Below are 13,773 nucleotides of genomic sequence, written 5' to 3'. Positions count from 1 at the left end.
ATATACATCGTGGAACGAGTGTACCTATAGATGCCCGAGTGTCAGAACTGCGGTGAATTCGTAACCGAGCAGTACGTACGGGTTTTTACACCAGAAGCCGTTGAAGGCCATGGCCCCCGGGTCTGTCCGAACTGTGAGGACAAACTCCGGGACGGCGCGGATGTCCGTGAAGCGCGGTCCTCGAGACAGTAGGACAACTCCTTTTCGGGAAGTACTCAAGGCCAGACAAGCGTAGCTTCTGGCATGAGCGAACTCGACGTCGAAGCGGTCGATGACATCGACGCACCCGCGGGAATCGATGCGGCGGAGTACGTCCTCTACGGCGGGAAAGGCGGCGTCGGCAAGACGACGTGTGCTGCAGCCACCGCGCTGGCCTCCGCGCGAGACGACACAGCAACGCTCGTCGTCTCCACGGACCCTGCCCACTCGCTGTCGGACACACTGGAAGCGGATATTCCGGCAACGCCGACACGCATCCGCGAGGACATCCCGCTGTATGCCGCGGAAATCGACCCGGAGGCCGCCGTCGGCGAGGGACCGCTCGGTGTCGAGGATGACGCACTGGGCGGCGTGGGCGAACTTCTTGGCGGCGACGGGATGTTTGGCGGGGGTGCAGGCGGTGCAGCGGGCGCAGGCCAGGCCGAAGACCCGATCGGCGGCGAGGAGGGGCTCCTTGGCGGGTCGATGCCCGGAGCCGACGAGGCCGCGGCGCTCCGCCTGCTGCTGGATTACGTCGACGACGACCGTTTCGACCGCGTCGTCATCGACACCGCCCCGACCGGCCATACACTCCGGTTGCTGGAACTCCCCGAGACGATGGACTCGATGGTCGGGAAGATACTGCAACTCCGCGAGCGGTTTTCGGGGATGATGGACAACCTTACCGGCATGTTCGGTGACGATCAGGACGTCGACGCCGAGGCTAGCATTGAGGACTTGCAGGAGCTGTCGGATCGGATCGAGCATCTGCGGTCGATCCTGCAGGACCCACAAAAGACGGACTTCCGCATCGTCATGGTGCCCGAGGAACTCTCTGTCGTCGAGTCTGAACGCTTGCTCGCACAACTCGGTGAATTCAACATCCCAGTCAGCACCGTCGTCGTCAACCGGGTGATGCAGGACCCGAGCGAGGTGCTCGGCGAGGACGTGGACATCGCCGGCCCAAACCACGCCGACTGTGAGTTCTGCGCGCGGCGCTGGCAAGTCCAGCAAGACGCGCTGGCCCGGTCACAGGACATGTTCCGCGGCCATGACGTACGCCGTGTGCCGCTGTTCGCCGAAGAAGTGCGCGGCGAGCGACTGCTTTCGGTTGTGGCGGCCTGTCTGGACTGAACTGAGTGGGGCGGTGATTAGCTTGTCAGCTTCCGGATGACGCCGAACGCTGCATCGCGCCACTGCGCTGGCAGGTAATCGAGCATGAGAAGTAGCTGTGCGCCCTGTCCGACTGGATACCGCGGTTCGGGGTCGCTGGCGTTGGCAGCGTCGCGGATCGTCAGCGCAACCGTCCCGGGCGTGACAGAGAGCGCGTCCTGAATACCGACGAGATTCGAGTCCTCGTGGGCCTGATACAGCCAGTCGTACGCGCCGGACGTATCGAGGTTGTCGAGTTCTTCGTCGGCGCGGTTGTCGAAGTTGGTCTCAACCGGCCCAGGTTCGACGAGCACCACATCGATGCCGAACTCCTCGACCTCCATCCGGAGCGCGTCACTGAGTCCCTCCAACGCGAACTTCGAGGCGGCGTAGCCACCCTGATTCGGGAACGCGATACGGCCCGCGACGCTGGAGACGTTGACGATGGTCCCGTTCTCCCGGGCACGCATATGCGGGAGCGCCTCGCGGATGAGTCGGTGCGGGCCGTAGAGGTTCACGTCGAACTGCTCGTGTAGCGCCGCCGTCGACACATCCTCGACCGCGCCGAACTGCGCATAGCCGGCGTTGTTTACCAGGCAGTCGAGTCGCCCTTCGGAGTCGATAAGCGCCTCGACGACCCGCTCGCACTCCCGTGGGTTTGTCACGTCAAGTTCAGCGGTTTTACAGCCTGCATCTTCGAGATCTTCGATGTCCGATTCCTCGCGGGCGGTCGCCCAGACAGTCCAGTCGTCGGCCAGGAACGCCTCGGCACTCGCCCGCCCGATACCCGAGGACGCCCCCGTAATCAGCACCGTCTTCGCCATGTGTTGGCCGGGAGAACACACCCCGGGAAGTTATACTGTCGGTTATCCGACCGAGCTACTCGACGGTTGCCTTCGCCTCGTCGGCGTAGCTGTCGGCCAGCCGGGTCGGCTCGGGGAGTTTGTAGCCGTCAGCGGTGGCGTCGACGGTATCCGCAGCCGTGCGTGCGCTGACGCGATGGCCGGGGCTGACGATGAGCGGATTGATGTGCCGATTCGGTGAGTCGTACTGGCGCGTCTGGAGTGCGTGGCCAATGACTGTCCCGTCGGGGCAAGTCTCGACGCTGTCGTTGGCTGCAATCGGAATCCGCGTTCCTTCTGGATACGTCTCGTCGAGGGACCGCTCCGGCGTACCACAGAGGAGACTCTTGGCAACGCCGATGGTCGGCACGTCCAGTGTGACGCCGATGTGTGTCGCCAGCCCGGCTTCCCGGAAGTGGATGCGGCCGCTGCCGTCGACGAGTACCACGTCGGGGTCGGTCTCTAACTCCGCGAACGCGGCTAGGATTGCGCCGCCTTCGCGGAACGACAGCAGACCGGGAATGTACGGAATCTCGGTTCGCTTCACGGCACTGACTCGCTCGATGACCTCGCCGTTCTGTAGCACGACAACGGCCGAGACGGCCTTGTCATCGACGAACGCCTGGTCGACGCCAGCGATGAGGGGCGGGTCCGTTGGATCATCGGCGCTGGTGCTCAGTGTCGTCTGGTCGACGTCTGGTGCGTCTCCTGTATGTGTAATCGTCTCGGGCACAATGTTCATGTCGTCCTCAAACCGCGCAACCTCGGCGATGTCGCGTTGCAACTCCTCCATCTCAGCCTTCGAGAGCGACGGGTCAGGGACGAACTCGGGGCGAACCGGGTGCATCGTCACGGACGTCGCCGGCCCGGACCGCCGGGACCGCCGGGACCGCCCGGTCCACCGGGGCCGCCACCACCGCCGAACTGTATCTGGCCGGGCATCCGGGTCTGTCCCTTGATTTTCTGGCCGTACCAGAGCCCGATGATGAGGCCGATGAGGTGGGCGAGGTGCGCGATGTTGCCACCGAGCAGGCCGGCTCCCATCGGATTGAGCGACCCGAAGATGCTCAACAGGAAGTAGAAGCCGGTGATTGCCCAGATCGGGACGGGAATCAGGAAGTACAGGTAGACGCGCAGGTCAGGTTTCAGGACGGTCAGAAACGCCATGATTGCCAGCGCCGCGCCGCTGGCTCCAAGGACACCAGCGGACGTTCCCTGCACTGCCTGGATTGCGATCTGGCCGAGGCCCGCCAGCGCACCGGATACGAGGAAGAAGATCGCGAACTTCTTCGATCCGATCTGCTGCTCGACGATCCGGCCGAAGAAGTAGATGATAATCCCGTTCCCGAAGATGTGATAGAACCCGCTGGGGTCGTGTGAGAACACCGACGTGACCCATGTCCAGACGTACTCGGGGTGGCTCGGGCGGAGGACAAACAGCGTGTTGAACGCCTCTGGTCCGAGGGAAAGGCGGACGATGTTTTCGAGGATAAAGAAGATACCCATAATGGCCAGGAACAGGTACGTGACGTTCCCCCGGAAGTACGCCAACGGCCCGCCCGGCCCGGTGTTGATACCGAGCCGGTCGGTGATGCCGCCCTCGGAGGTCTGGCCAGTGTTTACACTCTCGTCGAACCCGCTGTCGAACACGCCGCCCGGATCGCTCCAGTTGTCCAGTCCGGGGCAATCGTGAGCCTCGGGAAGCCGGTGTTCTGCACAGTAGGTTCCCCCACAGTGCCCACACTGGTACGGCATGTTCTCCTGCTTTCCACAGGCATCGCACTCCGACATTGTACTACGGTAGGAGTGGGCGGTGGAAAGGGATTGTGCTTATGCTGGGCCAGTCACTGGCAGACCGCTGTGATACTGCGATGTCTGCGCTAGGTAGAATCAAAAGGCGGGCACACAGCAGCTAAACGGCGACTCACTCGCCAACGTCGGGGTTGCTTTCGGCGTCCCGAAGTACACCAATCCACGCCGGTTCGCCATCGTACTCAATGGACCCGCCAGACACCTCGATGGTACGCGTTTCCCCGTCGGCCTGTCGGCCCTCAAACTCCGAATGGAACGTATCCAGTTCGTCTGAGTCCGCTGTTCGAAGTGACTCGGGCAGTCTGTCGCCGTCGCCCTCCGCTGTGAGGAGAGCCGGGGATTCGTCGATGAGCTCACTCTGGTCATAGCTGAAAATGTCGGCCAGCTTCTGGTTCACGTAGACAAACGTCCCGTCCTGAATAATACAGACGCCCGCGAGCTCCTGTTCGACGAGCCGTTGATACCACGAGAGGGCGTTCCAGAACCGCTGCTCGGTTCGATGTTGCTCGACGGCATTCTCGATTCGGTTGGCGAGAACATCGTATGTGTCTGACCGCCCTCCCTTCTGCATGTAGTCCGTAACGCCCGACGCGATTGCCTCGCTCGCGATCTCTTCACTACCTTTGCCAGTGAACAGAATAAATGGGATATCCTGATACTGCTCGCGGACGAGTTCCAGAAACTCCAGCCCATCGGTGTTTGGCATATCGTAATCGCTGACGATACAGTCGACCTGCTCTGTCCGGAGGAAATCAAGCGCGGCGACGGCGCTGGCCTTCGTCACCACGTCGAAGTCGTCGTTGATCCGTTCGAGATACACCTCAACCAGTTCACCGACCTGTGGATCGTCGTCGACGTGCAACACGGTACACTGCTGGGACTGCTCGACTTTCGCCAGCGGAATCGGGACCTCTGCCCGCATCTCGTCGCGTCGGTCTACTGATTCAGTCCGGAGAAGCGGTGTATGCCGCGTTGCCGCGCGTCGGCTCCCGCTGATGGCTGCGCTGGAGAGCTCCACTGTCTTGTCTCCGAGCCGCCACTGTTCCTCAGAAGCCATCTTTCCCCCCGGTGCTGCCGACAAAGCCACCAGTGATCATCAATTGCATAAAGAAAGTAGCGACCGTTGTATACATCGACCACCCTACGTCCGACAACCGAAGCGAGCCAGTAGGACGTCTACATTTCGGATAGTTATCAGTTAATTTCCACTCATACATCAATACACAACCCTGATTGTCAGTTACATACCTGCCTACTAAACGTTACTGATGGGGGGTATCGCTAGCGTCTTCTCATGCGTACATACGACCTGTGCGTGTAATTTTCCCACTAAAAACGCGATTTAACTCTTGTATCGGTTGATTTCTGGATTTATCTTTTAATTCTATGCTTAATACAATATATAATATGTAGGTACTTTTCAAATAAATTTAATTATCTCCCTGCCATCATCCAAATTGTATCATGTCAGATACCACCATGCGCGAATACCTCGCAGAGCACCCAAAAATGGCCGGCGCACTGTTCACCCTCCTGATGCTACTGTCACAGGCAGGGACTGCAGCAGCTAACAATAGTGCGTATTTCGGCCCATAAGTTCACAAAAGAATAGAGGGCTCTATAATACTGTACAGGGCCGTTAGAAAATACGCTTGTTCTATAGATCGGTCAAAAAGCCTCGTCTACGTTTAACTCTCTGCTCCATTGTAGTTCGTCTTTGATACGCACAGGGACCTCTTGAAGCGAAAGGAATTCTTTCAACTCTTCTTTATTAACAATAAGTGGACCAATCTCTCCAGAGGAAAGATGATGGTGTTTGTAGCCATCAATCACTGGCATAATAATTGTTCCCAGACCTTTAATATCAGTTGAATATGTACGCATAGTTACTTCAAATTTCGTCTCACGGGGAGTTATTTCCAGCATATTTGGGGTTCCCCCCTCTGACTGCGTCACAGTAACACCACCGTCACCCACGACAATGTATTGCCCACCGAGAATGCTCTCACCGCGTGCGATGGTAAGTGCCGCCCGGAGTGGGAACCCACAGTTTAACAGTCGGGCAACCGCCTCGCCGATGCGAACCGCGCCGTCGTTCAGGACTTCGTTGAGCGTGACGATGCCGGCGATGGCACCCTTTTCGACAAGCCCGAGACCCTGGTTGTACGAGTTGCAGGCGTTCAACAGGAACGTGTCGATGCCGACTGAATCAACCGTCGTCACGTCAAGCTTGCCGTCGGAGCAGACGAAGCCGTCGTGTTCGGTGTGGCCGATATAGTGGAAGAACTCTGCGTCGGTCGTGAGGACCGTTCTGAGTTCTGCCGTCGTCAGGTTGTCGTGGACCGTGACATCGAACGGCAGGTCGTCGCGGGTGCCATACACTTCGTCGACGAGCTGTCGTTCCTCGTCCATCCGAGCGTCGTTCTGGACGACGCGAATCGTGATATCCTCGGCGTTCGTATCGCGGTCGAGTCGGTGTTCGAACGCCGCTTTGGTCAGCTTGCTCGCACCGATGGGGATGCTATCCCCGATCCAGGCCTGTTCGAGTGAGTCGTGGGCCTGTGGCTCGACGTAGTCCGTCTCGGCTGTGGCGGTGCCAGCGTCGGAGCTCGCAGCACGGGTGATGACATCGTCGCGGGTGAACTCGGCCTCGGCCTCTGCTGGAACGCTCGCCTGATTCAGTCCTTGCTGCTGGTGTGTCCGAACGATGGCGAGGTCGTCGACAACGTACGGGAGCTGTTCCGCGTTCGTCGGCACCGGGTCGATGTGCGTCGTCAGCCGCCACTTCGGAATGTGGTCCTCGATAACGTCGTACGGGACCTGCAGATAGGTGGCGACTTGCTCCGCCAGTGGTTGCTGGTACAGCGACTGGAAGTCGAGGCCGACGTAGGGTTCGATAGCTGCTCGCTCATGCAAGTCGATCTGGTGGAACCCCTCAGTGCGTGTGACACAGTCGAGGAAAAAGAGACGCTTGAGGGTGCGTCCGACCTCGGATTCGAAGCCCCGTGCGGTATCCAGCGAGTACGTAAACCCTGTGTCGGTCGTGAGCCGCGGCTCGGATGCGGGGACGAGCGAGGCTCCGAGGTAGTACGAAAGCGGCGCCGCAACGAAGATAGACGCGAGATCAGGCGGGAGTTCGAGCGTGACACCGGTATCCGGACTGTCGGTATCCGCTGGGATATCCAGACGATCACCGATTTCAAGCGCCGGTGGATGGCCGCGGAGCGTCGGGTAGGAGCGCTCGGGGTCGTGGGCCTTGAGTGCTGACCCGAAGGTTTCGACCGCGGCCATCACGTCAGCCGGCTGCTCGGTCGTCGTGACCGTGGCAGCCGGCCGGTCGTGCTGGGAGCGAGCGCCGATGAGCAGGTCCGTTGGAGCGTCGAACTCGATCCGGGACCGGTCTGAGTCGACGGTGACCTCTATCGCGGTGTCCTCGACCCCCATATACGTCTTGATCTGCGTCAGCGGATCGAGGACGTAGTCATCCGCCGGCAGCGTCTCAGACTCGAACTGCGCAACCTCGGCGGCTATCGCTCCGTCGTCATCACGGACGTACACCATGACCACTGTCGGCAGTTCGATAGCGCGCGTCCGTATCCGGACAGCGTCCCCGACGGGATACTGAAACACGTCGGTCGCCGCCTCCCTGAGCGCGATGGGGGTCGGCGTGTGTATCCGGTAGCGCTGGCGCTCAATCTGGTCAATGACCGCGAGCCCAGGACGGTCGTCAAGCGGTTCGAACGTTAGGGTCATATAATAAACGAGGGGGACAGTATTACTCTCGTACAGTGAGAACGGCAGAGACAATGAAAAAGATATCGCCGACCTCCTTTTGTTTCAGTCTGGACCGCTCACGGAGTCGCCCTGAAACACGGAGACTGAACGGCACGCATGTGTGGAACAAAAACAGGCACCGCCGTGCAAGCCTTGGTGACCGATGGGCGAAGCGGGTAAGGGAGCCCCGGTCTAATACGCTGCTAGTGAAAGAGTTCGAGCGCAAACAGTTGCTGGAGCGCATCGAACGCGACAGCGCGACCGTCGGTGCGGACATTCCCGATGAAATCACTGTCCAGGGCGAGGAGATTGAACTCCAGTCGTTCGTCTTCGAGATCAAGCGTCGGGAGACAGTTCCGCGGGGCGAGCGCGAGCGCGTCGAGCAAGCGAAAAAGAACCTGCGGCGTGAGCGCCTCCAGCGCAAGCAACGGATTGAGGACAACGAAGTGAGCTACGAGCGCGGCGAAGAACTTGCCACGGCCATCATCGGTATCGATCGGGCGCTGAACGCCCTCGAACAGCTCGGTGCGGCGAACATCGAACAGGAAGCACAGGCCCAAGAGACTGCCGACAGGAAACGCTGGATGCAGTTCCTCCAGAAAGCGCTGGGACACGAGGATGCGGACTCCGGCACGGGTCGTGCCGGGCGGAGCTACTAACATGAGCCGGAACGACGAAATCGCAACACTACTCGAAGAGTTCGCCGACCTGCTGGACGCCAAAGGCGTCGAGTACAAGCCCCGGGCCTACCGCCGGGCGGCCGAGAACATCAGGGACTTCCCCGGCGCAATAGAGGGGCTGGCCGCCGAGGGCGAGGCCAGCGTCGGTGAGATAGATGGCGTCGGCGATGCCATCTCCGCGAAGGTAGTCGAGTACTTCGATACCGGCGAAATCGAGGAGCTGACCGAACTCCGCGAGGACCTTCCCGTCGAGATAGACGCACTCACAGCGGTCGAGGGCGTGGGGCCGAAATCCGTCGGTTCACTGTACGAAGCGCTGGGTATCACCACCCTCGACGAACTGGAAGCTGCCGCCGAGGCCGGCGAGATACAGGAGGTGTCGGGCTTCGGCGCAAAGACGGAGCAGAACATCCTCGACAACATCGACTTCGCTCGTGAGGCCCACGAGCGGTCGCTGCTCGGCGAGGCCCGGCCATACGGTGACCGGATTCGGCGTTACATGGCTGCCGGTGACGCCGTGGCCGAGTGCGCACTCGGCGGCTCGATCCGGCGCTGGCGACCGACTATCGGCGACGTGGACGTGCTCGTGGGGACCACTGACCCCGATGCTGTCGTTGAGCGGTTCGCCGACTGGGAAGGGCTCGATAGAGTCATCGAGTCCGGAGACACGAAAGCCAGCGCCTACGCTGACGACGTTCGGGTCGATCTTCGGATCGTCGACCCCTCGGAGTTCGGCGCAGCGCTACAGTATTTCACCGGGAGCAAGGACCACAACGTGGCGGTCCGAAACCGCGCTATCGAGCAGGACCTGAAAGTCAACGAGTACGGTGTCTTCGACGTGGACGGTGTCGAGGACGACGACCAGCGGGCTGGCGAACTGGTGGCCAGCGAAACTGAAGAGGCGGTGTACGACGCGCTGGGAATGGACTGGGTCCCACCGGAACTCCGCGAGAACCGCGGCGAAGTCGAAGCCGCCGCGGATGGGGCGCTCCCGGACCTTCTCGCCGAGGGCGAAGTCCGCGGCGACATCCACACCCACACGAACTGGTCGGACGGCGGCAACACTCTCGCGGAGATGGTCGAGGGTGCCGCCGACTTCGGCCACGACTACATCGCTGTCACGGACCACGCCACCGGGCCGGGGATGGTCGGCGGCGTCGGCGTCCCGGACGAGAAGCTCCGCGAGCAGTTGACCGAAGTCGAATCGGTTGCCGCGGACGCCGACATCGATGTGTTCACCGGCGTTGAAGCGAACATCGCAACGGACGGCAGCGTCTCCGTCGACGACGACCTGCTGGCAGAGTTGGATGTCGTGGTCGCCTCGCCACACGCCGCATTGGACGGGGACGGCACGGACCGCCTCGTCGCGGCCGCACAGCACCCCGACGTGAACGTCATCGGGCATCCGACGGGTCGCTATCTGAACCGTCGAGAGGGGCTGGACGTGGATGTGGAGCGGCTCGCCGAAGCCGCCGCTGACAACGACACGGCGCTCGAAATAAACGCCAACCCGGCCCGTCTGGACCTCGGCGGCGGCGCGGTCAAGCAGGCCATCGAGGCTGGTGCGACAATCGCCATCAACACGGACGCACATAGCCCGGGTAACTTCGAACTCCTGCGCTACGGCGTCCACACGGCGCGTCGAGGGTGGGCCGAGACGGACAACGTACTGAACACCCGCGACGCCGAGGGCCTTCAAGAGTTCCTCGATGCCTGAGAACACACCCAGCGACCGACTCGCGCTTGATGCGATGCTCGGCAAACTCGCCACCTATCTGCGGATGTGTGGCTACGACACGGCCTACGCGCTAGACCGGGACGCCGAGGCTGATGACGACCTCCTCGCTATAGCGGAACATGAGGACCGACTGGTGATTACTCGGGACAGCGACCTCGCCGCCCGCGCATCCGAGAGCGTGCTCCTCAGTGAGCGAGAGATTGCGGACCAGTTGCGAGAACTCGCCGACGCCGGCTTCAAGCTCTCACTCGCTCCCGAGCCGGGCTACTGTGGCGTCTGCAACGGGCCGGTCGAGGAGGTCGATCCGGTGGAACCCACGCCGGAGTACGCACCAAGTGCAGGTGATGAGCGGGTCTGGCGCTGTACCGACTGCGGGCAGCACTTCTGGAAAGGGAGCCACTGGGCGTCAGTCAAGGCGACGCTGGAAGAGGTGTAGAATATAGACAGTTAGCGGGCGTCGCTACAGTTCTTCAGCGACGGCGACGGCCTCATCGGTCGTCCCCTCGATAACCACGCCGGTCGTGACATCGTCTTCGGTCCAGTAGACCACAGCTCTGTCGTCGCGCTCGATTGCGGTCGCGTTCTGGCCGTTCACCTGCACTGCCGTTCCGTTCTCCGCATCGTCCAGATAGCTCGATGCGCCGGTCGCGGTCAGAACCGTCACGTTCTCGCCATCAGCGTCGTACTGCTGAGCGACGGCCGTACTCTCGGGCCGGCTGATGTACCGGGCTTCCTCGAAAGTCCCGTTCTCGTACGCCGGCAGGTCCAAGTCTGTCGCGGACTGGGCCGCGTTGTAGGTGTCGTACGTTTCGACAGTTGTAACGGCGACCCGGTCAGCCGGCGGGGCGAACTGGCTGTCGTCGATGCTGACGTTGAAGTTCGTCTCCTCAACGATGAGTTCCGTTCGGTTCGTCCCGTCGTCAGTGGTCATCTTGTGGACGCGGTAGTCCTCAGTATTGACCCACAGCGTCGTGTTCGGCGCGTCGATGCTCTGGTTGGTCGGTTCAAGATCGAGAACATACGTCGACTCACCGTTGACCTCAGCGGTTCCGCGGAGCGTCGCGGTGACGTTCTCTTCGGGAACCGGGTCGGTGGTGTCGTTCATCGCCCCGGCCTCCTCGGGCAGTTCGCGGCCGTACGACTGATTCTCGCCGACCGCCCAGACGACGGTCCCGTTCGTCCCCATCTCATAGGACCGGTTCTCACTCGTGACGGCGGCCCACGTCTTGTTCGGCTCAGCGGCGGCGTACTCCACCGTCGCAGTCTTCGATGCCGAGTCGTTCGTGACGGTCACTGTCGCGGTCCCGGTAATTGTCTCAGCCGCGTCGTAGCGCTGCTCGGTCTCGTCGAGCACGTCGTCGCCGGATGGCTGCCCCATCTGCTCAAGGCCGGAAACGCCGGCGACTGCCCCCGCGGCCAGCAGTCCGATGGTGACAAACACAGCGACGATAGCCAGTCTCCGTCCGGTATCGGCTGTCATTAGCCACGTTTAGTACTGGAGTGGTAAGTGGGTTGCTCCTCTCACAGTACATCGACTATCGCTGAGTCTGACTGTGGTCGAACCCCTCATTGCCGTCCAGTCCCTACGCGTGGCCGTGAGCGAGTCAGCGAACACGACCGTCCGCGTCGATGGCGTCAGCAAGCAGTACGACCTCGGCGGGACGGTGACGGCGCTGGACGACGTGAGTCTTGACCTGTCGACGGGGTCGTACACGGCGGTCATGGGGCCGAGCGGCTCGGGTAAGAGTACGCTGTTGAACCTCATCGGCGGGCTGGACACGCCGTCGTCGGGGCAGGTCGTGGTCAACGGACAGGACGTTTCGGCGGCCAGCGAGGCCGAACGGGCTGACATTCGCGGCACCGAGGTCGGCTTTGTCTTCCAGACGTTCAATCTCATGCCGCGACTCTCCGCGGTGGAAAACGTCGCCCTGCCGCTCGTCTTCGACGGCTGGGACCGCAGTCGTCGCCGCGAGCGGGCGAGGTCGCTCCTCTCTGAGGTTGGACTCGGGGACCGCACCGACCACGTCCCCTCGGAACTCAGCGGCGGCCAGCGCCAGCGGGTCGCCATCGCCCGTGCGCTGTCGACCGACCCGGCGTTGATTCTCGCCGACGAGCCCACCGGCAACGTTGACACGGACACCGGTGCACAGATACTCGACCTGTTCGACGACCTCCACGCGGCGGGCAACACGTTCCTGCTGGTGACCCACGAACGCCACGTCGCCGAGCAGGCGGAGCGAATCATCCACGTCGAAGACGGCCATATCCAGTCCGTCGAGGACGTCTCCGGGGGGCAGGACTGATGGACACCGGCGAGAGCGTGCGCATCACGCTTCGGTCTATCAGAGCACACAAGCTCCGGTCGGCGCTGACGGTTGTTGGCGTCGTCATCGGTATCGCGTCGGTCATCACCTTCGCTACGTTCGGAGCCAGCGTCGAGGCAGAAATCGTCGGCGACATCGAGACGTCGAACGCAGGCAACATCTACGTGTTCGGAACCCCATCAGGCGACGATGACTTCGACCGGACCCTCCAGCCGGTGTTTACCGAGTACGACATTCAGGAGCTAGAGGGCATTGCTGGGGTACAGGCAGTGCTCCCACGTGGTATCGTCCAAACGCAGTCGGTACAGCACGGGAATCAAACACTTGCTAGAACAGCAAGTCACGGCGACGCGGCCGGCCAGTTTCACGTCGGGGGTCCTCGTCGAGGGGCGCTCCTTCGAAACCGAGGAGGATGCCGTCGTCGTCAACGAGCGCATGGCCGGGTCGTTCGCAGAGAACCTCACGGCCGGCGAACGGCTCACGATGACGATGCCTGACGGGAGCGAGCGAAACGTTACCGTGGTCGGCGTCGTGAACGGGACCCGGGGGGAAGTCCCGGTTAGCGAGTTTGCCCGTCAGCCCCGGGTGTACGTTCCTATCGACTCCTTCTATGAGTCGGTCGTTGAGAGCCCGTCGGCGGGCGTGCGGCAACGCGCGTACCCGCAGGTGACGCTCGTCGTCGACCCGCGAGAGATTCCAGAGACGCAGTCGGCAATTCAAACGTACCTCTCCGGTGAGTCCGACGCGCGGTCACTCTCAGCCGACGACACGGACCTGGTCGCTCGGTCCGGGAATGACTTCGTCGAGGAAATCAGCGATGTCATCGAGCGCATCACGCGCTTTGTTACCGGCATCGCCGTCATCGCACTCGTCGTCGGCGCTATCGGCATCGCTAACGTGATGCTCGTCAGCGTCACCGAGCGGACCCGCGAAATCGGCATTATGAAAGCTGTCGGTGCGCGCAACCGCGACGTGATGCAGGTGTTCCTCGTCGAGGCCGCACTGCTCGGGACGATTGGCTCGCTGCTCGGCGTGCCGCTCGGACTGCTCGTCGGCTACGGGGCGACCCGGTATGCCGAAGTGACGTTCTCGCTTGCGCCACTGTGGATGGCGCTAGCGGTCGGCGTCGGCGTGCTGGTCGGCGTCGTCGCCGGGCTCTACCCGGCGTGGCGGGCGGCACGGGTCGACCCAATCGACGCACTCAGACACGAGTGAGCCCTACCCGGATTCAGAACACCGAAATACGTGGTCGT

Annotated in this window: 13 protein-coding genes and 1 pseudogene; 8 read left to right on the top strand and 6 right to left on the bottom strand. The window is 61.9% G+C overall.

What is annotated here, in order from left to right; genetic code table 11:
• Window positions 1–30: 30 nt before the first annotated feature.
• Together ACODNH_RS17120 and ACODNH_RS17115 are read left to right on the top strand one after the other, a co-directional pair.
• The gene (locus ACODNH_RS17120) at window positions 31–192 is read left to right on the top strand and encodes a DUF7563 family protein (protein ID WP_004516852.1); all 162 of its coding nucleotides are present in this window, start codon (window positions 31–33) and stop codon (window positions 190–192) included.
• Window positions 193–243: 51 nt separating this feature from the next.
• Window positions 244–1,332: an ArsA family ATPase gene (locus ACODNH_RS17115; protein WP_434530641.1), complete on the top strand. Its 1,089-nt coding sequence runs from the start codon at window positions 244–246 to the stop codon at window positions 1,330–1,332.
• A 17-nt stretch (window positions 1,333–1,349) separates the two neighbouring features.
• Here the strand turns inward: ACODNH_RS17115 and ACODNH_RS17110 are convergent, their stop codons facing one another.
• The 4 genes from ACODNH_RS17110 to ACODNH_RS17095 form a co-directional block, all read right to left on the bottom strand.
• Window positions 1,350–2,174 (bottom strand): SDR family oxidoreductase, encoded by an 825-nt coding sequence (locus ACODNH_RS17110; protein ID WP_434530640.1) that lies wholly within the window; start codon window positions 2,172–2,174, stop codon window positions 1,350–1,352.
• A gap of 55 nt (window positions 2,175–2,229) precedes the next feature.
• Window positions 2,230–3,039, bottom strand: coding sequence for an endonuclease V (locus ACODNH_RS17105; protein WP_434530639.1), 810 nt, complete (start codon window positions 3,037–3,039; stop codon window positions 2,230–2,232).
• Between the two features lie 2 nt (window positions 3,040–3,041).
• Window positions 3,042–3,983: a rhomboid family intramembrane serine protease gene (locus ACODNH_RS17100; RefSeq protein WP_434530638.1), complete on the bottom strand. Its 942-nt coding sequence runs from the start codon at window positions 3,981–3,983 to the stop codon at window positions 3,042–3,044.
• A 133-nt stretch (window positions 3,984–4,116) separates the two neighbouring features.
• Entirely contained in the window at window positions 4,117–5,061 is a 945-nt protein-coding gene (locus tag ACODNH_RS17095; RefSeq protein WP_434530637.1) for a response regulator, read from the bottom strand.
• Between the two features lie 407 nt (window positions 5,062–5,468).
• On the opposite strand from ACODNH_RS17095, the gene ACODNH_RS17090 reads away from it, so the two are divergent.
• A complete protein-coding gene (locus tag ACODNH_RS17090; protein ID WP_434530636.1) occupies window positions 5,469–5,600 on the top strand; it encodes a DUF7503 family protein in 132 nt (43 codons plus the stop codon).
• 72 nt (window positions 5,601–5,672) lie between these two features.
• Here the strand turns inward: ACODNH_RS17090 and ACODNH_RS17085 are convergent, their stop codons facing one another.
• Window positions 5,673–7,757 carry a hypothetical protein gene (locus ACODNH_RS17085; RefSeq protein ID WP_434530635.1) on the bottom strand — a complete coding sequence of 695 codons (2,085 nt, stop codon included), beginning with the start codon at window positions 7,755–7,757 and terminating at the stop codon, window positions 5,673–5,675.
• A gap of 227 nt (window positions 7,758–7,984) precedes the next feature.
• Here ACODNH_RS17085 and ACODNH_RS17080 point away from each other — a divergent pair, with 227 nt between their 5' ends.
• The 3 genes from ACODNH_RS17080 to ACODNH_RS17070 are packed head-to-tail and all read left to right on the top strand — an operon-like array spanning window position 7,985 to window position 10,632.
• Entirely contained in the window at window positions 7,985–8,437 is a 453-nt protein-coding gene (locus ACODNH_RS17080; protein ID WP_306706325.1) for a DUF5788 family protein, read from the top strand.
• A gap of 1 nt (window position 8,438) precedes the next feature.
• Complete coding sequence (polX, locus tag ACODNH_RS17075) at window positions 8,439–10,175, top strand: DNA polymerase/3'-5' exonuclease PolX (protein ID WP_434530634.1); 1,737 nt, start codon at window positions 8,439–8,441, stop codon at window positions 10,173–10,175.
• Window positions 10,168–10,632 (top strand): Mut7-C RNAse domain-containing protein, encoded by a 465-nt coding sequence (locus ACODNH_RS17070; protein ID WP_434530633.1) that lies wholly within the window; start codon window positions 10,168–10,170, stop codon window positions 10,630–10,632. The genes polX and ACODNH_RS17070 overlap by 8 nt, the downstream gene beginning before the upstream one ends.
• A gap of 24 nt (window positions 10,633–10,656) precedes the next feature.
• On the opposite strand, the gene ACODNH_RS17065 is transcribed toward ACODNH_RS17070, so the two are convergent.
• Complete coding sequence (locus ACODNH_RS17065; RefSeq protein ID WP_306706319.1) at window positions 10,657–11,676, bottom strand: LolA family protein; 1,020 nt, start codon at window positions 11,674–11,676, stop codon at window positions 10,657–10,659.
• Between the two features lie 115 nt (window positions 11,677–11,791).
• Between ACODNH_RS17065 and ACODNH_RS17060 the strand changes: the two genes are divergently transcribed.
• Window positions 11,792–12,499 carry an ABC transporter ATP-binding protein gene (locus ACODNH_RS17060; protein ID WP_306707483.1) on the top strand — a complete coding sequence of 236 codons (708 nt, stop codon included), beginning with the start codon at window positions 11,792–11,794 and terminating at the stop codon, window positions 12,497–12,499.
• A pseudogene (locus ACODNH_RS17055) lies at window positions 12,499–13,735 on the top strand (ABC transporter permease). The gene ACODNH_RS17060 and the pseudogene ACODNH_RS17055 overlap by 1 nt, the downstream one beginning before the upstream one ends.
• Window positions 13,736–13,773 lie beyond the last annotated feature (38 nt).

It is taken from the genome of Haloarcula sp. NS06 (assembly GCF_051122755.1).
Taxonomy (GTDB): Archaea; Halobacteriota; Halobacteria; order Halobacteriales; family Haloarculaceae; genus Haloarcula.
This window is presented reverse-complemented; position numbering and strand designations above follow the sequence as displayed.

What these genes read in the sequence shown, in the direction of transcription:
- ACODNH_RS17070 (WP_434530633.1), top strand. Translation starts at nt 10,168, where the DNA reads ATGCCTGAGAACACACCCAGCGACCGACTCGCGCTTGATGCGATGCTC.
- polX (WP_434530634.1), top strand. Translation starts at nt 8,439, where the DNA reads ATGAGCCGGAACGACGAAATCGCAACACTACTCGAAGAGTTCGCCGAC.
- ACODNH_RS17105 (WP_434530639.1), bottom strand. Translation starts at nt 3,039, where the DNA reads ATGCACCCGGTTCGCCCCGAGTTCGTCCCTGACCCGTCGCTCTCGAAG.
- ACODNH_RS17085 (WP_434530635.1), bottom strand. Translation starts at nt 7,757, where the DNA reads ATGACCCTAACGTTCGAACCGCTTGACGACCGTCCTGGGCTCGCGGTC.
- ACODNH_RS17115 (WP_434530641.1), top strand. Translation starts at nt 244, where the DNA reads ATGAGCGAACTCGACGTCGAAGCGGTCGATGACATCGACGCACCCGCG.
- ACODNH_RS17110 (WP_434530640.1), bottom strand. Translation starts at nt 2,174, where the DNA reads ATGGCGAAGACGGTGCTGATTACGGGGGCGTCCTCGGGTATCGGGCGG.
- ACODNH_RS17120 (WP_004516852.1), top strand. Translation starts at nt 31, where the DNA reads ATGCCCGAGTGTCAGAACTGCGGTGAATTCGTAACCGAGCAGTACGTA.
- ACODNH_RS17090 (WP_434530636.1), top strand. Translation starts at nt 5,469, where the DNA reads ATGTCAGATACCACCATGCGCGAATACCTCGCAGAGCACCCAAAAATG.
- ACODNH_RS17100 (WP_434530638.1), bottom strand. Translation starts at nt 3,983, where the DNA reads ATGTCGGAGTGCGATGCCTGTGGAAAGCAGGAGAACATGCCGTACCAG.
- ACODNH_RS17095 (WP_434530637.1), bottom strand. Translation starts at nt 5,061, where the DNA reads ATGGCTTCTGAGGAACAGTGGCGGCTCGGAGACAAGACAGTGGAGCTC.
- ACODNH_RS17065 (WP_306706319.1), bottom strand. Translation starts at nt 11,676, where the DNA reads ATGACAGCCGATACCGGACGGAGACTGGCTATCGTCGCTGTGTTTGTC.